Raw genomic sequence first — 20982 nt, 5'->3', positions numbered from 1 at the left:
CTCCTGGGGGGCCGCGGGCGTGCCACCATCAGGCACCGGCGTCTGGGCGGTGGCCGTGGACGAGGCGACGAGCAGCGCCGCCAGCAGGACGTGAGGCATGGTCAACGGTCTCCGGGGCCGCGACATGACGCGGCCGGGTGTAAAGGGCGGGCGATTCAAGCCATGCCCCCCTGGGGTGTCAACGTCTACGGGATCGGGGTTTCGGGCCGCTGACGGCGGGGGACGTCCCCCTTGGCGCCGCCGTCCCCTTCCGGGACGCGCGGACAGCAACCGTGGAGAGCGGCTGACATTTCGGACAGAAATGCGTGGTGCGCCCACCCTGGGTGAAGGCCTCCACCGTCGTTCCGCACTTCGAGCACGGCCCTTCGGCCCGCCCGTAGACGCGGAAGCGGTTCACGGACCCTGGCTCCTCCAGATAGGTGATGTCCTCGCCCTCCTGCTCCTTGAAGGCGAAGTCGAAGGCGGCGTGGATGGCCTTCGCCAGGTGCTTCCAGTCGTCCGGCGTGAGGGTGCCGGGCTTGCGCGCCGGGTGCAGCCCCGCGCGGAAGAGCGCCTCCGCGGCGTGGATGTTGCCCAGGCCGGCGACGCGGCCCTGGTCCATCAGCGCCACCTTCAGGTCCTGCTTGGAGTCCCCCACCGCCTCCTGGAGCTGGGGGCCGGTGAGCCCTTCCGTCAAAAGGTCGCGTCCCAGGGCCTTCACCGAGGGCAGCTCCCACAGCGCCTTCGCGGGCACGGGCTCCATGCGGCCGAAGAGGCGTGGATCACTGAAGTGGACCACGTGGCCGTCGTCCAGGTGGAAGCGGGCGCGGCTGTGGGGGACGGGCTCGCCCTCCTTGCGGCGCACGAACTTGCCCGTCATGCCCAGGTGGGCCATCAGGCCGTGGCCGCCCTCCAGGGTGAGGAGCAGGTACTTGCCCTTGCGCTCCAGGGCGGTCACCCGCCCGGTGAGCCGGGTGAAGTGGGGCAGCTCCGCGCCCCGGAAGACGCGGGTCGCATCCGCTTCCGAGCGCACGATGCGGTGGCCCTTGAACCAGCGCTCCAGGTTGCGCCGGGCGATCTCCACTTCCGGTAGTTCAGGCATCCAGGCGCCGGGGCATACCACCGGACTGCTTCCGGCGCATGTCCCCCGGTGGATGGCGCTCCGGGAAGGTGCTTGCCCGGGATGCGGAGGCGCGGTTACGACGGTCCGCGAAAGCCTCCACCCATTGAGCAACGAAGGGACGACTCGCCCATGCAACGGATGGTCACCGCACTGCTGACCCTCACCCTGGCCTCGGGCCTCTCCACGGGCTGCACCAAGCAGCGCGTGGGCGCGGAGAAGGCGATTGCCAGTGTCCTCATCTCCGACGAGCAGGAGAACCAGCTCGGCCTCCAGGTGAAGAAGGAGCTCGAGACGAAGGAGAACATCAAGTACGTGGAGGACCCGGAGGTGCTGGCGTACGTCCGGGGCATCTCCCAGCCCCTCCTCGCGCAGGCCAACAAGGACCGCTCCGGGGTGAAGTGGAAGGTCAACGTCATCAACGACCCGAAGACGGTCAACGCCTTCGCCACGCCGGGCGGCTTCCTCTACGTGTACACGGGCCTCCTGCTCGCGGCGGACACGGAGGCGGAGCTGGCGGGCGTGATGGCGCACGAGGCGGGCCATGTGGTGGGCCGTCACTCCGCGCGCGCCATGGTGAACGCCTACGGCCTGCAGGCCATCACCCAGGTGGCGCTGGGCCAGAACCCGGGCACCGCCGCGCAGATCGCCGCGCAGCTGGCGGGCGGCGGACTGCAGCTGGCGCACGGCCGCGGCGAGGAGACGGAAGCGGACGAGTACGGCGCGAGGTACGCCGCCGCCTCGGGCTTCGACCCCAACGGCCTCATCACCTTCTTCCAGAAGCTGCAGAAGGAGCAGGGCTCCACGCCGGGCGTGCTCAAGTGGCTGTCCACGCACCCCACCAACGAGGACCGCATCGCGCACCTGCGGAAGATCATCGCGCAGGAGGGCCTCAAGGGTAACCGCAACACCGCGGGCGGGCTGACGGCCATCCAGGCGAAGCTGCCCAAGCAGTAGTCCGTCGCCCCTTCCGGGTCCCCGGCGCGCTCAGTGCACGGACGGGTTGTCGCTCCCGTCCGGCGTGAGGCCCGGGGGCTCCGGGTCCTTGCCTTCCGCCACGCGGCGCTTGCGCCTGAAGAGCGCGAGCCGCGTCTTCCGGGCGCTGGCGGCGCTCTTGGCCGCGCCGGGCGTCTTGAGGGGCGGCTCCAGGGGCGCGGGCTGGCCGAAGTCCCTCGCGCCCTTGGCCTTCCCCTGCGCGGAGGCGTGTTCGAGGATGGCGTTGAGCTCCCCTCCGAGGATGAAGATGAGCCCGGAGATGTAGAGCCACAGCAGCAGCACCACCACGCCGCCGATGGAGCCGTAGGTGACGTCGTACTTGCCGAAGTGCTCCACGTACTGGGTGAAGCCCCAGGTGCTGCCCAGCCACGCCAGGGTGCCAATCACGGAGCCCGGGGTGATGTACTTGAAGCGCTGCTTCACGTCCGGCAGCAGGTAGTAGCAGAGCGACAGCATCAGCATCACCAGCGCCGCGGTGAAGGGCCAGCGCAGCCAGGACCAGACGAGGTGGAACTCGTCGATGAGCGCCAGCTTGTCCGCCACCCACGCCCCCACGCGCCCGCCCAACAGCAGGATGGCGAAGGACAGGGGGATCAGCAGGCCGCCCATCAGCGTCACCAGCAGCGCCAGTCCCTGCGTCTTCCAGTAGGGCCGGGACTCCGACACGTCGTAGGCCAGGTTGAGCGCCTTGCGCAGGGCATCCACGCCGCGCGACGCGGTCCACAGCGCCACGATGAGGCCGACGGTGAGCAGCCTGGGGCGCGTCTCCCCGACGATGGAGGTCAGGTGCTGGCTCACCACGCCCAGCGCGTCGCCGGGCACCAACGGGCGGATGCGGTCCATCATCGCGTCCACGGCGCCGGGCGCGAACGGCATGTACGCCACCAGCGTGACGAGGAAGAACAGGAAGGGGAACAGGGAGAAGATGAAGTAGTAGGACAGCTGCGCCGCCACGTCGGTGACGGTGTCCTCTTCAATCTCCTTCCAGAAGCGCCGCGCGAACTCCCTCCACGTCAGGTACTTGAGCCGTGGCAGCCCCATGTGGCTCCCCCTCCGGGTCTGTGGGGAGCCAATGTGTGGACGGCCCGGCCATTCGGCAGCAGGCGGCCAGCCGAGCGCTCGCGGCCAGAGGCACTGGCGGCGTGCCGGGTGTTGAACGCTAGACGAGCCCGGAGGGCAGGTAGCGGCCCAAGAGCGGGCGCAGGCGGCTCTTCACCTCCGCGGGGATGCGGGTGCGGTCGGTGAAGATGGCCAGCGCGAGCGCGCTGTCACAGCGGCAGGTGGCGGGTGTGCTCGCGATGCGGGGCAGCGCGCGGCGCAGGAGCGCGGCGCCGTGGGCGGTGACGGCGTCCAGCCGCTGGGCGAACTGCGGCAGGAGCGCCTCGGGCTCCTGGCCCGCGGGCTGCGAGCGCCAGGAGTCGTGGTCGGTGGGCAGCGCGATGAGGGCGTAGTGCAGCTCCGCCTCGCGGGCGAGCCGCGCCTCCGGCATGGCGGTGAGCCCCACCAGGTCCCCGCCCCACGTGCGGTACAGCTGGCTCTCCGCCTGGGTGCTCAGGGAGGGGCCCTCGATGCAGACGTAGGTGGCGGAGGCGTGCACCTGCGTGTCGCTCTGGCGGGCCGCGTCGGTGAGCGTCTGGCGCAGGGTGGCGCAGAAGGGCTGGGCCAGCTCCACGTGCACGGCGACGTCGTCGTAGAAGGTGCAGGGGCGGCGGTAGGTCCGGTCGATGACCTGATCCGGCAGGGCCAGGTGCAGCGGCTGGATGGCGTCACGCAGGCTGCCGACAGTGCCGGTGGCGATGACGTGGGTGGCGCCGAGCGACTTCAGGGCGAAGAGGCTGGCGCGGTAGGGGGCGCGGGTGGCGTTGTGGACGTGGCCCTGGCCGTGGCGGAAGACGAAGATGATGGGGACGCCGTCCAGCTCCGTGGCGATGAGTGGGGCGCTGTGGGGCCCGAAGGGCGTCTCCACGGAGAGGTGCTCGCCGCGCCCCTGGAGTCCCAGGGCCTGGTAGAGGGCCTGGCCCCCGATGATGCCCACCTTGACCGCCGCCATGCGTCTCCTCTCGCCCGGTCGCCGGGCGTAGGCCTGACGATATCGCGGGGGGCTCGCCCAGGAAGCGAGGAAGACTGGTAGCTTTCACATTTGCCATGCGTCTTCTTCCGCGCCTCGTCGTCCTCAGCGTCCTGTTTGGAACCCCTGCCCTGGCCGGTCCCGTCCCGCCCGGCTGCGAGGAGGACGCCACCACGTGCAAGGAGGACTGCACCATCGAGTACGGCGGCAACGGCGCAGCCCTCAAGAAGCTGACGCGCTGTTTCGACGGCTGCCTGCAGACGCGCAGCCAGTGCACCCGCCAGTTCAACGCGGTGAACAACCGGGCGCCGGACGCACCGGAGGCCGCGCCCGAGCGCCGGGGAAGCAAGACGGAAGCGGCCAAGCTGCGCGAAATCCAGGAGAAGGACCGCCGCCGCGAAGAGGACCCGTTCGGCGACGAAGAGGACAAGCAGCCGCGCGCGAGGCCGGTGCGCGACTCCTACGATGATCCGCCGGAGCCGCCCCCGGAGCGCACGGGCTACCGCGCGTCGGACGAGAAGCCCGCGAGGAACAACGGGAGGCAGCAGGCGGCCGTCCCGGCGAAGGCCCGGGAGCCCGCGCGCACGCCGCCCCCGCCCTCTCCCGCCGTGGCGCCCGAGCCGGAGCCCCAGCGCTCGGAGACGCCGGACATCGAAGCCTTCGCGGAGCCGCCCCCGCGCAAGCCCGAGCCGAAGCCGGTGGTGGCCGAGCCCGCGCAGCCGAGCCGCTCGGACGACGACGACCTGCCGGCCCCGCCGCCTCCGCCGGTGGCGAAGAAGGAGCCGCCGCCCCGCATCAAGGACCCGCCGCGTCCCGCCATTCCGGCGGAGCCCGCCCGGAAGGACATCTCCGAGTGGGACCCCAACGGCGACTGACGCCGTCTCCCGCACCGCACGCAGCCAGAAGCCCTCCGCGAGGCAGCCTGCCTTCGGAGGGCTTCGTGCTTCAGCCCGCGCGCACCACCACCACCGGCGCGGCCTTCACCGGCGCGCCCTGCGTCAGCCGCACGCCCACGAGCACCAGCGCGCCGCCCAGCGCCAGCTCCCAGTGCAGCCCTTCATCCAGGAAGAGCCACGCGACGAGCGCCGTCACCGCGGGTTGCAGGTTGGAGAAGATGGCCACGCGCGACGCGGGCACCTTGGACAGCGCGTAGGACCAGAGCAGGTACGCCACCACCGACGTCATCAGCCCCACGTACACGATGGAGGCCTTCGCCGAGGCGCTGGAGGCCCACACCGCCTCGGGCTCCAGCACGAACGGCGCGAGCGGCAGCTGCAACACCGTGGCGACCGTCATGGTCCAGGCCGTCGCGCGCAGCGGTCCATGCTCGGTGGCCAGGGGCTTTCCCTCCGTCGTGTAGATCACCCACGCCACCACCGCCGCGAGGATGAGCAGGTCTCCCATCAGCGTGCCCCGCGCGCTCGCGAGCCCCCGGCCCAGCAGCAGCACCACCACGCCCACCAGCGCCGTGAGAATGCCCGCTGTCGTCCGCGTGGACGCGCGCTCCCGGCCCAGCACCAGGCTGGCCACGTACACGCCCAGCGGTGTCAGCGCGTAGAACAGCGCCGCGTGCGCCGCCGTGGAGCGCGACAGGCCTGAGAAGAACAGTGTCTGGTTCACCGGCCCGCCCATCAGCCCCAGCAGCACGATGCGCGGCCATGCGTGTCGCGGCGGCAGCTTGGGCCCCGGCGTCACCGCGAGCAGCGTCACGAACGCGACGCCGCAGACGAGGAAGCGCCACAGCACGACGGTGAAGGGCGACAGCTCCGTCATCGCCCGCTTGGCGGCCAGGTACGTGCCCGCGCTGATCAGCACCTGCACCGTCAGCGCCGCGTACACCCGCCCGAGCGGCGGCGGCGCGGCGGACGGCGTCACGGCTCCAGTTGCAGAAGCGCCCATCGTGCGGCGCTGCGTACCAGCTCGCTGTCGTCGCCGCTGAGTTTTTCGAGCAACGGCCGCGCGTGCGCCTGCCGTGCGACACCGAGTGCATACACAGCGTTGCGCCTCAAACCGTCGTACCGCGCGCGCGCCAGCGCCGTGCCCGGGATGAGCTCCTTGTATTGCTCGGGTGTGAGCGCCGCCAGCTCCAGCGTGCCCAGCGACGCCACCGCGCGGGGCATGAAGCGCTCGTCGTCCGCGAACACCGGCTTGCGATTCAGCGGGCACACCTGCTGGCAGATGTCGCAGCCGAAGATGAGGTTGTCGAACTTGAGCCGGAACGCCTCCGGCACGTCACGGTCGCGGTTCTCGATGGTCTGGTACGACAGGCACGCCCGCGCATCCACCTGCCGGTTGCCCACCAGCGCGCCCGTGGGACACGCCATCAGACACCGCCGGCAGGAACCGCACCGGTCCGCCACCGGCCCCTCCGGGTACGCGTCCACCTCCGCGTCCAGGATAAGCGTGGCCAGCAGCACCCACGAGCCGTGCGACTCCGTGATGAGGCAGCCGTTCTTGCCCACGTAGCCCAGGCCGCCGCGAGCGGCCCAGACCTTCTCCATCATCGGCCCGCTGTCCACGCCGCCGTAGGTGCCCAGCCCCGGGTACCAGGCGTTGATGGTCTTCCGGAACGCCTTCATCCGGTCGCGCAGCGTGGAGTGGTAGTCGCGGCCCCTCGCGTACCGCGCGATGGGGGAGCCCTGCGAGGGCTCATCGTCCCGCCAGTAGTTGTTCGCGAGGGACAGCACCGTGCGCGCGCCCGGCAGGAGCACCGACACGTCGAGCCGCTCCTCCGCGCGCGACCCCATCCAGTCCATGTCCGCGTCGTAGCCGGCCTCCAGCCACGACATCAGCGACGAGGGCGGGATGGGCTCCGCGCGCGCGAAGCCGATGAGGTCGAAGCCCACGTCCTGGGCGAGCTGCCTCAAGCGGGCAGTGGGCAGTCGGGTCGCGTACACGGCCTACTTCGTCGGCTTCTCGGGGATCCACTTCACGTCCGGCAGGCCGGCGCGGAAGTTCACCAGCCGGGCCACCACGAAGAGCAGATCCGACAGGCGGTTCAGGTACATGGCCACGGCGGGCGGGGCCTTGTCCTCGCGAAGCAGCGTCACCACCCGGCGCTCGGCGCGGCGGCACACCGTGCGGGACAGGTGCAGCGCCGCGGCCGCCTGCGAGCCGCCCGGGAGGATGAAGTGCGTCATCTTCGGCAGCTCCTCCTCATAGCGGTCGATGTGGCGCTCCATCTCCTCCACCCACTCCGGGCGCAGCTCCGGGATGTGGGCCGCCGCCTTGGTGTGCGGCGGCGTGGCCAGCACCGCGCCCACCGTGAAGAGCTGGTCCTGGATGCGCTGGAGGAAGTGCTCCAGGTCCGCCGGCAGCGGGAACGAGCGGGCGAGGCCCAGCGTGGCGTTGAGCTCGTCCACCTCGCCGTAGGCTTCCACCAGCGCGTCGTCCTTCGCCACACGGCCGCCGCCGAAGAGGCCCGTCTCTCCCGCATCGCCGGTCTTCGTGTAGATCTTCATGGCAGCCCTTGTTTAACGATGCGACACGGCGACGCCGTGCGCGGGTGGACAGCGGCCGATATTTTGCTCGCCTGCCCGACCCCGCCTAGGGAAAAAGGCCCCATGCAGCCATACCTGAGTCTGATGGAGCACGTCCTGAAGCACGGGACGAAGAAGGGCGACCGGACCGGCACGGGGACGCTGAGCCTCTTCGGCCACCAGCTCCGCTTCGACCTCACCCAGGGCTTCCCCCTGGTGACGACGAAGAAGCTCCACCTGAAGTCCATCATCCACGAGCTCCTGTGGATGCTCCGGGGCGACTCGAACGTTCGCTCGCTCCAGGAGGTGGGGGTCACCATCTGGGACGAGTGGGCCAACGCGGACGGCAGCCTGGGCCCTGTCTACGGCCACCAGTGGCGCTCCTGGAACACGCCGGACGGCGGCCACGTGGATCAGATGCGGCAGCTGGTGGACGGGCTGAAGAAGAACCCGGACTCGCGCCGGCACCTGGTGAGCGCGTGGAACGTGGCGGACGTGCCCTCCATGAAGCTGCCGCCCTGCCACGTGATGTTCCAGTTCTACGTGGCCGACGGGAAGCTCTCCTGCCAGCTCTACCAGCGCAGCGCGGACATCTTCCTGGGGCTGCCCTTCAACATCGCGTCCTACTCGCTGCTCACGATGATGGTGGCGCAGGCCACGGGCCTCACCGCGCACGAGTTCATCCACACCCTTGGTGACGCGCACCTGTACCTGAACCACGTGGAGCAGGCCCAGGAGCAGCTGAAGCGCGAACCGCGCCCGCTGCCGCGCATGCGCCTGAACCCGGACGTGAAGGACCTGTTCGCCTTCCGCTACGAGGACTTCACGCTGGAAGGCTACGACCCGCACCCCGCCATCAAGGCGCCCGTGGCCGTATGAGCCCGCGCATCTCCGCCATCGTCGCCATGGCGGCGAACCGCGTCATCGGCCAGGGCAACACCCTGCCCTGGCGCCTGCCGCCGGACCTGGCGCGCTTCAAGCGCCTCACCCTGGGCCACACCCTGGTCATGGGTCGCAAGACGTACGACTCCATCGGACGTCCTCTGCCCGGCCGCACCACCGTGGTGCTCACCCGCCAGCGCGACTGGGCCGCCCCACCCGGCGTGCACGTGGCCCACTCGGTGGACGAGGCGCTGCATCAAGCCCGCGGCGACAGCGAGGTCTTCATCGCGGGCGGCGCGGACCTCTACGCGCAGACGCAAGCGCTGTGGCACCGGCTCTACCTCACCCGCCTCGAGCGGGACTTCCCCGGCGACGCCTTCTTCCCATCCGTGGACCAGACCGGATGGAGGTTGGTGGAGGAGGAACGGCACCCGGAGGGCGACCTGCCCTTCGGTTTCTTCACCTACGAGCGTCAGGGCTAGCCCTTATTCCTGGCGTTTCCTGGGCGACTTATCGTGCGGGCTCCTCTCACCGAAGGAGCGTGCATGCGTCGCCGTCTGATTCGTGGACTGGGGCTGTTCGCGGTGCTGGGCCTGGCCGCCTGTGGCGGGCCCATCGAGGAGGGCACGGCCGCGGAGCCAGGCTCGCAGGAGCAGGAGCTGCGCATCTGCCCGGACACCGGCGTCTGTCCCGCCGGCGAGGTCTGCTACTACGGCCCGGGCGGCCCCTGCTATCCGTGCCGGCTCTACCCGCAGTACTGCGAGCTGCCCTGAGTCATCCCCGGGGACACCCCGGGTGTTGACCCGCGCCCCCCCCCCTCGTCTCATGAGGAGGGGCCTATCAATTGAATTTGATTCGCAGAATTGACACGCGTGGCGTGGTTGGTAGAAGACGGCCGTGAAACACGCCGCCGCCCTCACGTTGAGCCTGTTGCTCGCGCTGTCCTCTTCCGCCCGGGCTGAAGCACCGGCTACCGACGAGGGGCGCACCTGGCACCGGCTGGTGGGCATCCTCCAGTACCTCCAGGCGGACTATCCGGCGGCGGTGTCGTCCCAGTCGGAGTTCGAGCTGACGGAGCAGAAGAGCTTCGCGGCGGAGGCGCTGTCGGCGGCGAAGGAGCTGGGCCCGGCGGCGGCCACGTTCGTGCCCCGCGTGGAGGCCATCCAGGCGCGCGTCAACGAAGCGAAGGACCCGGAGGGCGTCAGCCGCGACTGCGGGGAGCTGGTGGAGAGCCTGGTGCTGGCGGGGGGACTGGCGCGCAGCCCTCGCGTGGCGCCGGACCTGGAGCACGGCAAGAAGCTCTTCCAGGCCAACTGCACGGCGTGCCACGGCGCGGAGGGAAAGGCGGACGTGGCCATCGCGGCGGACATGGAGCCTCGGCCGGCGAACTTCCATGACGCGGAGCTGATGGAGGACGGCCTCACGCCCTACAAGGCGTTCAACACCACCAGCTTCGGCGTGCCCGGCACGGCGATGCCGGCCTTCCCCACGCTCACCGAGGACGACCGCTGGTCGCTGGCCTTCTTCGTCTTCACCCTGCGCCAGCCGCCGTGCCAGGGCGAGCCGCCCAACGCGTCGCTGGAGCGGCTGGCCACGTCCACGGACGCGGAGCTGGCGAAGGCGTTCGGCGCGGACAAGGTGGCGTGCCTGCGCCGGAACATGCCGGACGCGGACGAGGAGAAGGTGCTGCTCAACGCGCGCGCGGCGGTGGGCCACGCGATGCGCATGGGCGCGGAGGGCGACTACACGGGCGCGAAGAACGCGCTCCTGGACGCGTACTTGAACGGCCTGGAGCCGGTGGAGCCCAAGCTGCGCGGGCGCGACCCGCAGCTCACCCAGAAGCTGGAGGAGGCCTTCATGCAGGCGCGGCTCGCCGCCGAGCGCAAGAGCCCGCACCTGCAGGACGAGGGGCGCGAGCTGCTGTCGCTCTTGGACCAGGCGCGCAAGACCACGGGGAGCACCACGGACGTGCTGTCCGTGGCGTGGCTCACGCTGCTCATCCTGCTGCGTGAGGGCTTCGAGGCGACCATCATCGTCACGGCGCTGCTGGCGGCGCTGAAGAAGATGAAGGCCATGGACCAGGTGCGCGTGGTGCACGCGGGCTGGGTGTCCGCGCTCATCGCGGGCGCCCTCGCGTACATCGTGGGGCGCAAGCTCCTGGCGGGCGCGCAGCGCGAGTGGCTGGAGGGCGTCACCGCGCTGGTGGCGGTGGGCATGCTGCTGTACGCGGCGCTGTGGCTCAACGCGCGCGCGAACGTGAGCCACTTCATGGGCGAATTGCGCCAGAAGATGCAGGGCGCGCTGGGCCGGGGCAGCACGGTGGGCCTGTTCGTCATCGCGTTCACGTCCGTGCTGCGTGAGAGCTTCGAGACGGCCATCTTCCTCCAGGGCCTGGCGGTGGACTCCGCGGCGGGCGTGGTCTGGGGCGTGGTGGCGGGCATCGTGGCGCTGGGGGTGCTGGTGCTCTTCATCAACCGCATGGGCTACCGGCTGCCCATGAAGACGCTCTTCAGTCTCTCCACGGTGGTGATGGTGGTGACGGCGGTGATGCTGCTGGGCAAGGGCCTCCACTCGCTCCAGGAGGTGGGCGCGCTGCCGCTGGTGCCGGTGCGCTTCATCTACGTGGACATGCTGGGCCTGTATCCGGACGCGCTGTCGCTGGTGCCGCAGGCGCTGCTGGCCGTGGCGCCGCTCGTCTACCGGGCCCTGCGCCGCCGGCCTCGCGAGGAGACGCCCACCTCCGGTGACAGCGCGACGCCGACGCAGCCGTTGCGGTAGCCTCACGTCCTGGTGAAGCGCACACGTCTGACCACACTCCTCGCACTGCTGCTCGTATCGGGCCTGGCCTCGGCCCAGGAGGCCCCCTCCGAGCCAGCGCAGGCTCCCGCCGGGAGCCTCACGCCGCCACCGTTGGTGGGCGCGCCGGACCAGGACGTGCCTCCGCCGCCGGACGTCACCTCCGGTGACGAGGTCCCGGCGCGCACCTCCGTCCCCTCCCAGGCGCTGCCCTCCGTGAAGGCCGCGCCCGCCGCGCAGGACCCGGTGCCGCGCGTGGCGGTGGAGGTGCTGGGCGGCACGGCGGGCGGCGTCGTGGGCGCGACGGTGCTGGGCTCGGTGGGGTACCTGCTGGGCTCCGCCACGGTGGGCTGTGACGAGTGCCTGGTGATGGCCGTCGCGGGCGCCGCGGCGGGAGGCATCATCGGCATCCCGGTGGGCACCTACGCGGGCGGCCGGTTCATGGGCGGGCGCGGCCGGGTGGGCGCGGCGGTGGCCGGGAGCATGGTGGGCTGGGGCGCGACGTTCCTGGCGCTCACGCTGGTGAACAGCGGAGGCACCGAGGCGCCCCCGGCCCTCAACGCCGCCCTCTTCATCCTGCCGGTGGTGGGCGCGAGCGCGGGCTTCGAATTGTCCCACGCCAATGCCCTGCGCAAGGAGGCCGAGATGCATGAGGCCCCCGCTCCGACCGTGCGCCTGATGCCCGTGGCCACCTACAGCAGCAAGGGCCCGCACCTGGGCCTGATGGGCAGCTTCTAACCAGGCCCGACGCGGAACCAGGTGAAGGAGTCCTCGCGCACGCGGCCCTCCGCCACCAGCTTCTCCAATGAGGCCAGGGCGCTGCGCTCCGCCACCGGGTGCATGAGCGGCGGCGTGTCCGCGTAGGCCGTGGCCACCACCTCCGCGAGCGTCGCGCCCGACGCGGGTACGGCCTCCAGGATGAGGGCCTCTCGCTGGGCGCGGTGGCGCAGGTACTCGTTCAGCTTGCCCGGGCCGTCCGGCACCGGCGACCCGTGCGCGGGGTACAGCGTGGTGACGGGCCAGTCGCGCAGCCGCTTCAGCTGCGACAGGTACTCCACCATGTTGCCCTCCGGCGGGTCGATGACGATGGAGCCCACGCTCGCCACCATGTCCCCCACGATGGCCGCCTTGCTGCGCGAGTCCACCAGGCACAAGTGCCCGCGCGCGTGCCCCGGCGTGTGCAGCACATGCCAGCGCTGCACCATCGGCCCGTCCAGGTTGAGCACATCGCCGTCTTCCAGCAGCCGCTCCACCGTGAAGTCCAGGCGGTCCGCCGTGCGCGCGTGGCACCAGAGCGGGATGCCCAGCCGCTCCTTCACCGCGAACGCCCCGCCCACGTGGTCGCCGTGGTGGTGCGTGAGCACCACCGCCACCGGACGCGCGCCCTCCGCCTTCAGGCCCGCCACCAGTGACAGGAGCTTCGCGTACTGCTTCACGTCCGACGAACCGGGGTCCACGATGAGCAGGTCGCCCGTGCCCAGCACGTACGCGTTGGTGTGCGTCGCCGGAGGCAGCGTGGGCGTCTCCAGCGCCACCACGCGCACGCCGCGCTGGAACTCGATGCGCTGGGCCACGAAGCCCGGGCAGTACGGCGGCGTGCACAGCTTCGCGCGCGCGTCCGCTTCGTCCGTGAACTCCGACAGCACCTGCAACGCGTGCTGCGCGGGCGGATGCAGGAGCGCCGTGCCGTCACTCCAGCGCGACAGCGCGTCCTCCGGGCGGATCCACGCGCCCTCCGTCAGCTCGCCCGGGATGATGCTCGCCGCCGCGCCCTCCGGCAGCTCCACCAGGTAGAAGCGCGTGTCGAAGCGCACCGGGACGGACGGCGGCGTCACCCAGCGCCCCGCGGGCTTGAGGTCCTCCGCGCGCAGCGACAGCGCGTGGCGCACCAACCACTCGCTCCACTTCGCCGTGCCCGCGAGCAGCGCCGCCCGCCCCTCCTCCAGCGTCTCGGGAGACAGCGCGCCCGCGCCTTCCGCCACCAGCACGCCCGCCTCCTCGAACAGCTCTCGCGCCGCCGCGGAGCGCAGCGCGGCCTCTTCTCCCTGGGCGCCCTGCACGGGGACTTCGTGGTCGTCCTTGTCCAGCTTGCCGCCGGGGAAGGCCTGGAAGCCGCCCGCGAAGGTGAGCGCGCGCTCGCGCTTCACCCAGAACACCTCCACGCCGGAGTGCGCGCGGCGGTAGAGGATGACCACCGAGGAGGGCCGGGGCTCCACGGGGGTGTGGGGCGCGAAGAGGCCCATGCCGGGAAGGGGCTCGCTCATGGTTGCACCGTCGTCCTTCAGGGTTGCGTCGTCTGGCCGAGCAGCCGGCCCATCATCTCGCGCGCCCGCTCCGCCTGGTCCGGCCGGACATAGAGCCGCGTCAGTCGCACCGCGCCACTGTAGCGCTGGTAGAGCGGCGTGTAGCGCGCCACCTCCGTCAGCCTCCCCGTGGACACGTCCAGGATGAACAGCCCCGGGTTGCCGCCGCCCCCGGAGGACCCCACGTACTTGCTGAGCGCTCCCTTGGACAGCACCGTGTAGTGCTCGAAGCCACCGCTGGTGAGCGCGCTGTTGAGCACCTCCAGGTCGTAGCCGGTGTCGCGCTCCGTGAACTGCGCCAGCAGCTTGAAGCCCTGCCGGCGGCTGATGCGCTCCGCCCACCGGTTCTTCGAGCGGCGCAGCGTGTACCAGAGCGCCGCGTCGTCGCAGAGGAGGAAGGCCTCCGGGTCGTGGGGGATCTCGAACTCGCCGGGCGTCTCCTCGTAGTACCGGCGCAGCATGTGGTCGAAGTTCACCGACGTGTGGTGCAGGTACACCGACACGAACATGTGGTAGCGGCTGAGCAGGAAGTCCTCGAACGCGAACGCCGCCGCGCGCGACAGGGCCAGCACCGCGCGCCCGTCCTTCACCGCCGGGTTCAGGTTGGAGACGATCCAATCCATGTCGTACCGGCCGTAGTTCACGCCCGTGTAGAACGAGTCGCGCAGCAGGTAGTCCATCCGGTCCGCGTCCAGCTCACCGGAGACGATGGCGCGCAAGAGCGGCGTCCAGTCCACGCCCTTGTACGTGAAGCCCGGATCCTTGGGCGGCTTCGCGCCCGTAATCAGCGCCACCGCCCCCATGGCGGTGATGCCGCGCGGGCCGAACTCCTTCTGGATGATGTCCGTCAGCGAGCTGTCCAGCAGCAGCTTCGCCGTGTAGTCCTCGTGGGTCGCCTGCTCCCCCTCCGCCACGGAGTCCAGCCAGCCGGGCAGCCGCAGCAGCGACCGCCGGGGCGCGATGCGCTCGGACGCGTGCGACAGGGGCATGTGCCCCAGGTCGTGGCAGAGCACCGCGAGGCGTACGGCGGTGCAGAAATGTTCACGCACATCGTCCGGCAGCTCGGAGCGGCTGGCCACGGCGTTGAAGACGCGCGAGGCGACGTACATGGCGCCCAGGCAGTGGGCATGGCGGGTGTGGGTGGCGCCGGGGAAGGCCATGTCCCCGAAGCCCAGCTGCCGCACGTAGCGCAGGCGTTGGTAGAAGCGACTGTCGATGACGGCCTTCTCCGGGTCGCTCACCGGGATGACGCCGTGAATGGGGTCGCGAATCCGCATGTCGTCCTTGTTGGGAGCTGAAGCCGGGGGTGGCCGACTCCCGCTCCAACGGGTCACCCACCGTAGCGCATACCCTGGCAGGCGGTAGCCCTGTGAGGGACCGACCGGCCACCACGCCACAGGCTGGGAAGGTCCGTGGGGACGTGCTAACCCTCGGGGCACTCCGAATGCACATCATCCTGCTGCACAATCGTGACCACGACCTCCTCGAGGATGACCCCGGGCGCGAAGCCCGCGAGGACGTGGTCCGGGTGGCCGAGAGCCTGGCCCACGCGCTGAGCCGGGACGGCGTGGTCGCCGAGCCGCTCGCCATCGAAGGAGACCGGCTGGACTTCGTGGAGGCCCTGCGCTTCCTCCAGCCCGACCTCGTGGTGAACCTCTGCGAGTCGCTGGCCGCCGACAGCCGCGGAGAGATGGCCGTCCCCTGCCTCCTGGACGCGCTGGGCCTGCCGTACACCGGCTCGTCCGCCCTGTCGCTGGGGCTGGCGCTGCACAAGCCCAAGGCCAAGGACGTGCTGCGCGCCCACGGCGTCTCCACCCCCGCCTCCTTCGTGGTGAAGAAGCGCGAGGACGCGCTGGCGGTGGACCTGCCGTGGCCGCTCATCGTGAAGCCCGCGCGCGAGGACGCCAGCGTGGGCATGGACTTCGACTCCGTGGTGACGGAGCGCTCGGCGCTCGTGCGGGCGTGCGAGTCCGTGCTGCGCACCTTCCATCAGCCCGCGCTGGTGGAGCAGTTCATCCCGGGACGCGAGGTCTACGTTCCGCTGTTGGGCAACAGCCCACGTCAGGCGCTGCCGCTCACGGAGATCCACTTCGGTCGCGCGTTCGACGACCGGCCGAACATCGTGTCGTACCGGGCCAAGTGGGAGGCGGAGTCACCGGAGTACCGGGACTCGCCCACGGGGCCCTGCCGGCTCGACGCAGTGCAGGAAGCGCGTTGCATCCAGACGGCGCTGGAAGCATTTGCAGCGCTGGATTGCCAGGACTATGGACGCGTGGACCTTCGGGTGTCGCCCGAGGGTGTGCCGTACGTCATCGACATCAACCCCAACTGCGACCTGCACCCGGGCGCGGGGTTCGCGAAGGCGGCGCAGGCCGCCGGCATGGACTACGCGACCCTGGCCTCGCGAATCGTGGAGGTCGCTCTCGAAAGAGCCCATGGAAATCCGCACACTCGAAAGAAAGGACCGGGAACCGCTCGCCGCGTTGATCCGGCGAATCGAAACCTTCTCGCAGGAGGAGCAGGACTGCGCCATCGAGCTGGTTGACACCGCGCTCACCGCGGGCAACCGGGACTACTCCATCCTCGTGGCGGACCGCGGGCAGGACGGCGGCGGGCTGGTGGGCTACTGCTGCTACGGCCCCACGCCGATGACGGAGCACGCGTTCGACCTGTATTGGATTGCCTCCGCGCCGGAAGTTCGCGGCCAGGGCATTGGCGCGCAGTTGGTGTCCTCCATGGAAGGCGACCTGCGCCGCCGCAAGGCGCGGCTCATCCGCGTGGAGACGAGCGCCACGGAGGCCTACGGCCCCACGCGCGGCTTCTACGCGTCCATGAAGTACGGCGAGGAAGCGCGCATCCGCGACTTCTACAAGCAGGGTGATGACCTCATCATCCTGACCAAGCGCCTGTAATTCCCATCAAGAGCGAGCAGATGCCTTCCATGAACCGACCGATGCGACGCACCCGTCTGGGATTGTTGAGCCTGCTCGCCCTGCTGACAGGGGCGCCCTCCGCGGCCTGGGCCCAGGCCCCCGCGCTGAAGAACCAGGTGAAGGCCGCGGCGGCCAAGGCCCAGGCGAAGACCTCCCAGGCCCCGCCGGCCCAGGAGCTGCTCTCCGACGCGCTGAAGGCCCCGCGCCCCAAGGGCGGCGAGTACTTCGGCCTGTACCTGATGGACAAGAAGGTGGGCTGGTTCTTCACCGACCTGACGGTGCTGCCGGGCAACAAGGCCCAGAGCATCAACGAGCTCATCTTCAAGGCGCAGGTGGGCACGCGCGTGTCGGAGCGCGTGCACCGCGAGGTGCGCGTCTACGAAGCGAAGCCGGGCGGCAGGCTGCTGTCCTTCACCGTCACGCAGAAGGGCGACGGCGGGGACAACGAGCTGGTGGGCACCGTGACGGGGGATTCCCTGCGCGTGGTGCGCAAGCGCCCGGGCCAGCCGGATGAAGTGCTCAAGCCCATGCCGCTGCCCAAGGAGACGATTGAGGACGCGGACCAGGCGCGCGTGGCGCTGCTTCGCGGCCAGAAGGTGGAGGGCTCCACGCTGGACGGCACGGACCTGGAGACCTACCGCACCGTCACCACGGTGGAGGCTCCGGAAGAGCAGATGCTGGGCGGCGTGAAGGTGAAGCTGTCGCGGGTGAGCACGCTGTCGGAGAAGGAGAAGGTGCCGGTGGCGGCCTTCCTGACGACGGACGGCAAGATGGTGCGGGTGGACTTCGGCCAGACGATGCAGGCGCGGGCCGAGTCCGAGTCGGTGGCGAAGCGGATGGACCTGGTGGAGGTCTTCGGCCTCACGCGCGTGGTGCTGCCCAAGCCGCTGCCCGCGAAGGCGCGCGAGGTCCCCGGCCAGGTGAAGCTGGTGATGAAGAACCTGCCGGAGAAGTTCCAGCAGGACACGTACCGGCAGAAGTACCAGCGGCTGCCGGACGGCCGCGTGGAGGTGACGCTGCTGGCGGCGCCGCCTTCGCCCAAGGGCCGCGTGGCGCGGCCGGTGGCGGACCCCGACAAGGGGGAGAACCTCAAGTCCACGCTCGCGGTGGAGGCGGACGCGCCGGCCATCAAGGCGCAGGCCAAGAGCATCATCCGCGAGGAGAAGGACGCGTACACGGCGGCGCGGATGCTGTCCGCGTGGGTGTACAGCAACCTGCAGAAGGACTACGGCGCCAGCGCGGACCGGGCCACGGACGTGCTGCGCCAGAAGAAGGGCGACTGCACGGAGCACTCGCTGCTCACGGTGGCCATGCTGCGCGCGTCCGGCATCCCCGCGCGCCGAGTGGACGGCGTCATCTACATGGTGAACTCCGACGGCGTGCCCGCGCTGTACTGGCACGAATGGGTGGAGGCCTACGTGGGCGAGTGGACCCAGTTGGACCCCACGTTCAACCAGCCCGTCGCGGACGCCACCCACTTCTACGTGGGCTACGAGGGGAACGCGGAGATCACGCCCCTCATCGGTTCGCTGCAGGTCACGGACGTGAAGTAGTCACAGTGCCGCGTCCCCGTGGCCGCGTCAGTGGCCCGGGGCCGCCACCAGCCGCTCCGCGAGCAGGCCTGTTTCCGTGACGGGCCGCTCGCAGACGAAGCCGCGGCAGAGGTACGCGGCGCCCTTCCCTTCCACCGGATCGCGTCCCGCGAAGAGCTCCTGGAGGCGCGCGGGCGGAGCCGAGCCCGTGTCGTTCCAGCCGAAGGAGAACACGGGCGCGTAGGTGCGGTTCGCGGCGGCCAGCAGCGGGGCCACGGCCTCGCGAGTCCCCGCGAAGGTGACGCCGGACGCGCCGTCCACCAGCGAGTCCGCCGCGAGCCCCAGGTGGCCGTAGCCCATGGGGTTGCGCACCAGCTGGTCGTGCAGCTTGGCGACGTAGTGCTCCGGCTGGTCCAGGTGGCACACGTCGCCGGTGAGCGCGGAGAGCGTCACCTGCGCCTCTGTCAGCGTGGACGCGCCGGACGGGAAGGCGTTGTCGAAGAGGGAGAAGGCCGCCACCACCAGGTCCTTCTGTCCCCTAGGTGCAGACAGGTACGCCTGCTTCTCCTCGTCCCAGAACAGCTCCACCGCGCGGTGCGCGAGCGCGTCCGCCGCGTCCAGGTACTTCGCGTCGAAGGTGGCCTGGTAGAGCGCGGTGAGGCCGGAGGCGAAGTCGCCGTAGTCCTCCAGGAAGCCATCGATGCGGCCCTGGCCGTGCTGGTACGAGCGCAAGAGCCGCTTGCCGTCCCACATCTTCGCGAGCACGAAGTCCGCCGCGTCCGCCGCGAGCTTCGCCCAGTCCGGCCGGTCGAACACGCGCGAGGCCAGCGCGAGCCCGCGGATCATCAGCCCGTTCCATCCCGCCAATATCTTGTCGTCGCGGCCCGGCTTCACGCGCTGCTCGCGCAGGAGGAAGAGGACGCGGCGCGCTTCCGCCAGCTCCTTCTCCACCGCCTCCACGGGGCGGCCCTGCTCCTTCGCGAGCTGCTCCACGGGGACCACCACTTCCAGCACCGTGGCGCCGTGCTCGAAGTTGCCGCCGGGCTTGATGCCGAAGTGGCGCAGCACGGTGTCCGCCTGCTGGCCCACGGACAGGGCCGCGCGGACCTCCTCGGGATGCCAGACGAAGAACTTCCCCTCTTCGCCTTCGCTGTCCGCGTCCTGCGTGGCGTAGAAGCCGCCGGCCGGGTCGGTCATCTCACGGCGGACGTACTCGACGGTCTCCTCCACGACCTTGCGCCAGAGCGGCCGTGACTCCACCTGCTCCGCTTCCGAGTACAGGTGCAGGAGCTGGGCGTTGTCGTAGAGCATCTTCTCGAAGTGGGGCACCAGCCAGCGCTCGTCCACGGAGTAGCGGTGGAAGCCGCCGCCCAGCTGGTCGTAGATGCCGCCCAGGGCCATGCGCTCCAGCGTGCGGAACACCGCGGCCTTCAGGGGCTCCCCGCCGCCGCGCCGCCATGCGCGCAGGAGCAGCGCCACGTTCATGGGGTTGGGGAACTTGGGGGCGCCGCCGAAGCCGCCGTTCACCGGATCCATGCGCTTGAGCATGGACTGGCCCATGGCGACGATGTCCTCCGCGGACAGGTGCGCGGGCGCGGCGTCCAGGCCGTGGGTGGACAGCTCGCCCAGGCCCTCCTGGAAGCGTTTGGCCTGCTCCTCGATGTCGTCCGCCTTGTTCTCCCAGGCGTCGCGCAGCGCGGAGAGCAGGCGCGGGAAGCCGGGCCGGCCGTAGCGGTCCGAGGGCGGGAAGTAGGTGCCACCGTAGAAGGGGCGCAGGTCCGGGGTGAGGAACACGGTGAGGGGCCAGCCACCGCCCTGCCCCATGAGCTGCACGACGCCCTGATAAATCTGGTCGAGGTCGGGGCGCTCCTCGCGGTCGACCTTGATGTTGATGAAGCCCTCGTTCATCAGGCGCGCGATGTCCGGGTGTTCGAAGGACTCGTGGGCCATGACGTGGCACCAGTGGCACGCGGAGTAGCCCACGGAGAGCAGGATGGGCTTGTTCTCCGCGCGGGCGCGGGCCAGGGCTTCGTCCCCCCAGGGGTACCAGTCCACGGGATTCGTGGCGTGCTGGCGCAGGTACGGCGACGGCTCCTGGGCCAGACGGTTGGTATGGGCGGAGGGGGGATGGTCGTCCATGGGGTGCTCCCGGTGTGCAGCGGCTGCGCGGCCCTTCACATTGTGAGCCTGGGTTCGCGGGGGCAAGCTGAAATGGTCTCACTCCCCGCTGGCCAACGGCCCTTTGGTGCGCTTTGTCCAGGGGCGTGCGTGCGTCCGCCCACTCCAGCCCCGGCCCGGGAATGAAGACGTGCCTCGTCCTGGTGGGGCTGGGCGTGGGGGTGCGGCTCGCGCTGGCGCTGGGAACGGACGTCTACTTCGACGAAACCTACTACTGGCAATGGGCCCGGCATCTCGCATGGGGATATTTCGACCATCCGCCGATGGTGGCGTGGCTCATCGCCGCGCTGGGCATCCGGGGCACAGCGCTCCTGTGCGGGCTGGGGACGGGCGTGGCGGTGTGGGGGCTGGCGCTGGACGTGTACCGGTCCAGGGACGCGGCCTGGCGGGCGCTGGCGCTATGGAGCGCGGTGCCGGTGGGCATCCTCTCCGGAGTCTGGGCCACGCCGGATTCGCCCATGCTGCTGTTCTGGGCGCTGGGGTTGTGGGCGCTCTACCGCGAGAAGTGGGTGCTGGCGGGGCTGACGTGTGGACTGGCGCTGTTGTCGAAGTATCCGTCCGTGCTGCTGGGGCTGGCGTTCATGGTCGCGGCGCTGCGGGCTCGGCGATTGCCGGCGGGGGCGTGGGTGACGGCGGGGCTCGGGTTGCTGTGCTTCCTGCCGGTGGTGTTGTGGAACGCGAGCCATGACTGGGTGGGGTTCAAGTTCCAGCTGAAC

20 protein-coding genes are annotated in these 20982 nt (G+C 70.6%); 11 read left to right on the top strand and 9 right to left on the bottom strand.

Features of this window, described 5'->3' with window-relative positions; translation table 11 throughout:
* Nucleotides 1–178: 178 nt before the first annotated feature.
* Nucleotides 179–1081 carry a bifunctional DNA-formamidopyrimidine glycosylase/DNA-(apurinic or apyrimidinic site) lyase gene (mutM, locus tag D7W82_RS27665; RefSeq protein ID WP_120621213.1) on the bottom strand — a complete coding sequence of 301 codons (903 nt, stop codon included), beginning with the start codon at nucleotides 1079–1081 and terminating at the stop codon, nucleotides 179–181.
* Between the two features lie 150 nt (nucleotides 1082–1231).
* On the opposite strand from mutM, the gene D7W82_RS27660 reads away from it, so the two are divergent.
* Nucleotides 1232–2056: a M48 family metallopeptidase gene (locus D7W82_RS27660; protein WP_120621212.1), complete on the top strand. Its 825-nt coding sequence runs from the start codon at nucleotides 1232–1234 to the stop codon at nucleotides 2054–2056.
* 30 nt (nucleotides 2057–2086) lie between these two features.
* Here D7W82_RS27660 and D7W82_RS27655 read toward each other — a convergent pair whose 3' ends face one another.
* Complete coding sequence (locus D7W82_RS27655) at nucleotides 2087–3136, bottom strand: YihY/virulence factor BrkB family protein (RefSeq protein WP_120621211.1); 1050 nt, start codon at nucleotides 3134–3136, stop codon at nucleotides 2087–2089.
* A 118-nt stretch (nucleotides 3137–3254) separates the two neighbouring features.
* Nucleotides 3255–4145, bottom strand: a complete 891-nt coding sequence (locus D7W82_RS27650) for an MTAP family purine nucleoside phosphorylase (protein WP_120621210.1) — start codon at nucleotides 4143–4145, stop codon at nucleotides 3255–3257.
* 95 nt (nucleotides 4146–4240) lie between these two features.
* Between D7W82_RS27650 and D7W82_RS27645 the strand changes: the two genes are divergently transcribed.
* Nucleotides 4241–5038, top strand: a complete 798-nt coding sequence (locus tag D7W82_RS27645; RefSeq protein WP_120621209.1) for a hypothetical protein — start codon at nucleotides 4241–4243, stop codon at nucleotides 5036–5038.
* A gap of 70 nt (nucleotides 5039–5108) precedes the next feature.
* Here the strand turns inward: D7W82_RS27645 and D7W82_RS27640 are convergent, their stop codons facing one another.
* The 3 genes from D7W82_RS27640 to D7W82_RS27630 are packed head-to-tail and all read right to left on the bottom strand — an operon-like array spanning nucleotide 5109 to nucleotide 7624.
* Nucleotides 5109–6062: a DMT family transporter gene (locus D7W82_RS27640; protein WP_120621208.1), complete on the bottom strand. Its 954-nt coding sequence runs from the start codon at nucleotides 6060–6062 to the stop codon at nucleotides 5109–5111.
* Nucleotides 6035–7060 carry a tRNA epoxyqueuosine(34) reductase QueG gene (queG, locus tag D7W82_RS27635; protein ID WP_120621207.1) on the bottom strand — a complete coding sequence of 342 codons (1026 nt, stop codon included), beginning with the start codon at nucleotides 7058–7060 and terminating at the stop codon, nucleotides 6035–6037. Before queG ends, D7W82_RS27640 begins: the two co-directional genes overlap by 28 nt.
* A 3-nt stretch (nucleotides 7061–7063) precedes the next feature.
* Nucleotides 7064–7624, bottom strand: coding sequence for a cob(I)yrinic acid a,c-diamide adenosyltransferase (locus tag D7W82_RS27630; RefSeq protein WP_120621206.1), 561 nt, complete (start codon nucleotides 7622–7624; stop codon nucleotides 7064–7066).
* 102 nt (nucleotides 7625–7726) lie between these two features.
* Here D7W82_RS27630 and D7W82_RS27625 point away from each other — a divergent pair, with 102 nt between their 5' ends.
* The 5 genes from D7W82_RS27625 (at nucleotide 7727) to D7W82_RS27605 (ending at nucleotide 12058) form a co-directional block, all read left to right on the top strand.
* On the top strand, nucleotides 7727–8521 hold the full coding sequence (locus tag D7W82_RS27625; RefSeq protein ID WP_120621205.1) for a thymidylate synthase: 795 nt from the start codon (nucleotides 7727–7729) through the stop codon (nucleotides 8519–8521).
* Complete coding sequence (locus D7W82_RS27620; RefSeq protein ID WP_120621204.1) at nucleotides 8518–9006, top strand: dihydrofolate reductase; 489 nt, start codon at nucleotides 8518–8520, stop codon at nucleotides 9004–9006. Before D7W82_RS27625 ends, D7W82_RS27620 begins: the two co-directional genes overlap by 4 nt.
* A 63-nt stretch (nucleotides 9007–9069) precedes the next feature.
* The gene (locus D7W82_RS27615) at nucleotides 9070–9297 is read left to right on the top strand and encodes a hypothetical protein (protein ID WP_120621203.1); all 228 of its coding nucleotides are present in this window, start codon (nucleotides 9070–9072) and stop codon (nucleotides 9295–9297) included.
* 124 nt (nucleotides 9298–9421) lie between these two features.
* Nucleotides 9422–11302 (top strand): FTR1 family protein, encoded by a 1881-nt coding sequence (locus tag D7W82_RS27610; RefSeq protein WP_120621202.1) that lies wholly within the window; start codon nucleotides 9422–9424, stop codon nucleotides 11300–11302.
* A gap of 12 nt (nucleotides 11303–11314) precedes the next feature.
* Nucleotides 11315–12058, top strand: a complete 744-nt coding sequence (locus tag D7W82_RS27605; protein WP_233587967.1) for a GlsB/YeaQ/YmgE family stress response membrane protein — start codon at nucleotides 11315–11317, stop codon at nucleotides 12056–12058.
* On the opposite strand, the gene D7W82_RS27600 is transcribed toward D7W82_RS27605, so the two are convergent.
* Nucleotides 12055–13584, bottom strand: coding sequence for an MBL fold metallo-hydrolase (locus D7W82_RS27600; protein WP_120621200.1), 1530 nt, complete (start codon nucleotides 13582–13584; stop codon nucleotides 12055–12057). The two genes, D7W82_RS27605 and D7W82_RS27600, sit on opposite strands and share 4 nt — an antisense overlap.
* A gap of 17 nt (nucleotides 13585–13601) precedes the next feature.
* Nucleotides 13602–14900, bottom strand: a complete 1299-nt coding sequence (locus D7W82_RS27595; RefSeq protein WP_120621199.1) for an HD domain-containing protein — start codon at nucleotides 14898–14900, stop codon at nucleotides 13602–13604.
* Nucleotides 14901–15067: 167 nt separating this feature from the next.
* On the opposite strand from D7W82_RS27595, the gene D7W82_RS27590 reads away from it, so the two are divergent.
* Genes D7W82_RS27590 through D7W82_RS27580 form a run of 3 tightly spaced genes read left to right on the top strand, consistent with a single transcriptional unit; the run spans nucleotide 15068 to nucleotide 18109 of the window.
* A complete protein-coding gene (locus D7W82_RS27590) occupies nucleotides 15068–16168 on the top strand; it encodes an ATP-grasp domain-containing protein (RefSeq protein WP_120621198.1) in 1101 nt (366 codons plus the stop codon).
* The gene (locus D7W82_RS27585) at nucleotides 16107–16535 is read left to right on the top strand and encodes a GNAT family N-acetyltransferase (protein ID WP_233587966.1); all 429 of its coding nucleotides are present in this window, start codon (nucleotides 16107–16109) and stop codon (nucleotides 16533–16535) included. The genes D7W82_RS27590 and D7W82_RS27585 overlap by 62 nt, the downstream gene beginning before the upstream one ends.
* 41 nt (nucleotides 16536–16576) lie before the next feature.
* Complete coding sequence (locus D7W82_RS27580) at nucleotides 16577–18109, top strand: transglutaminase family protein (RefSeq protein ID WP_233587965.1); 1533 nt, start codon at nucleotides 16577–16579, stop codon at nucleotides 18107–18109.
* Nucleotides 18110–18136: 27 nt separating this feature from the next.
* Here D7W82_RS27580 and D7W82_RS27575 read toward each other — a convergent pair whose 3' ends face one another.
* Nucleotides 18137–20227: a thioredoxin domain-containing protein gene (locus D7W82_RS27575; protein WP_120621195.1), complete on the bottom strand. Its 2091-nt coding sequence runs from the start codon at nucleotides 20225–20227 to the stop codon at nucleotides 18137–18139.
* Nucleotides 20228–20388: 161 nt separating this feature from the next.
* Here D7W82_RS27575 and D7W82_RS27570 point away from each other — a divergent pair.
* A partial coding sequence (locus tag D7W82_RS27570) for a glycosyltransferase family 39 protein (RefSeq protein ID WP_147439570.1) occupies nucleotides 20389–20982 on the top strand: 594 nt, incomplete at its 3' end.

It is taken from the genome of Corallococcus sp. CA049B, assembly GCF_003611685.1.
GTDB lineage: Bacteria > Myxococcota > Myxococcia > Myxococcales > Myxococcaceae > Corallococcus > Corallococcus coralloides.
The sequence above is the reverse complement of the archived record's forward strand: the minus strand, read 5'-3'. Positions and strand labels throughout refer to the sequence as shown.

Coding starts and splice junctions, on each gene's coding strand:
- D7W82_RS27590 (WP_120621198.1), top strand. CDS start 15,068: ATGCACATCATCCTGCTGCACAATCGTGACCACGACCTCCTCGAGGAT.
- D7W82_RS27625 (WP_120621205.1), top strand. CDS start 7,727: ATGCAGCCATACCTGAGTCTGATGGAGCACGTCCTGAAGCACGGGACG.
- D7W82_RS27660 (WP_120621212.1), top strand. CDS start 1,232: ATGCAACGGATGGTCACCGCACTGCTGACCCTCACCCTGGCCTCGGGC.
- D7W82_RS27600 (WP_120621200.1), bottom strand. CDS start 13,584: ATGAGCGAGCCCCTTCCCGGCATGGGCCTCTTCGCGCCCCACACCCCC.
- D7W82_RS27655 (WP_120621211.1), bottom strand. CDS start 3,136: ATGGGGCTGCCACGGCTCAAGTACCTGACGTGGAGGGAGTTCGCGCGG.
- D7W82_RS27620 (WP_120621204.1), top strand. CDS start 8,518: ATGAGCCCGCGCATCTCCGCCATCGTCGCCATGGCGGCGAACCGCGTC.
- D7W82_RS27640 (WP_120621208.1), bottom strand. CDS start 6,062: ATGGGCGCTTCTGCAACTGGAGCCGTGACGCCGTCCGCCGCGCCGCCG.
- D7W82_RS27580 (WP_233587965.1), top strand. CDS start 16,577: ATGCGACGCACCCGTCTGGGATTGTTGAGCCTGCTCGCCCTGCTGACA.
- D7W82_RS27575 (WP_120621195.1), bottom strand. CDS start 20,227: ATGGACGACCATCCCCCCTCCGCCCATACCAACCGTCTGGCCCAGGAG.
- D7W82_RS27645 (WP_120621209.1), top strand. CDS start 4,241: ATGCGTCTTCTTCCGCGCCTCGTCGTCCTCAGCGTCCTGTTTGGAACC.
- D7W82_RS27595 (WP_120621199.1), bottom strand. CDS start 14,900: ATGCGGATTCGCGACCCCATTCACGGCGTCATCCCGGTGAGCGACCCG.
- mutM (WP_120621213.1), bottom strand. CDS start 1,081: ATGCCTGAACTACCGGAAGTGGAGATCGCCCGGCGCAACCTGGAGCGC.
- D7W82_RS27650 (WP_120621210.1), bottom strand. CDS start 4,145: ATGGCGGCGGTCAAGGTGGGCATCATCGGGGGCCAGGCCCTCTACCAG.
- D7W82_RS27630 (WP_120621206.1), bottom strand. CDS start 7,624: ATGAAGATCTACACGAAGACCGGCGATGCGGGAGAGACGGGCCTCTTC.
- D7W82_RS27615 (WP_120621203.1), top strand. CDS start 9,070: ATGCGTCGCCGTCTGATTCGTGGACTGGGGCTGTTCGCGGTGCTGGGC.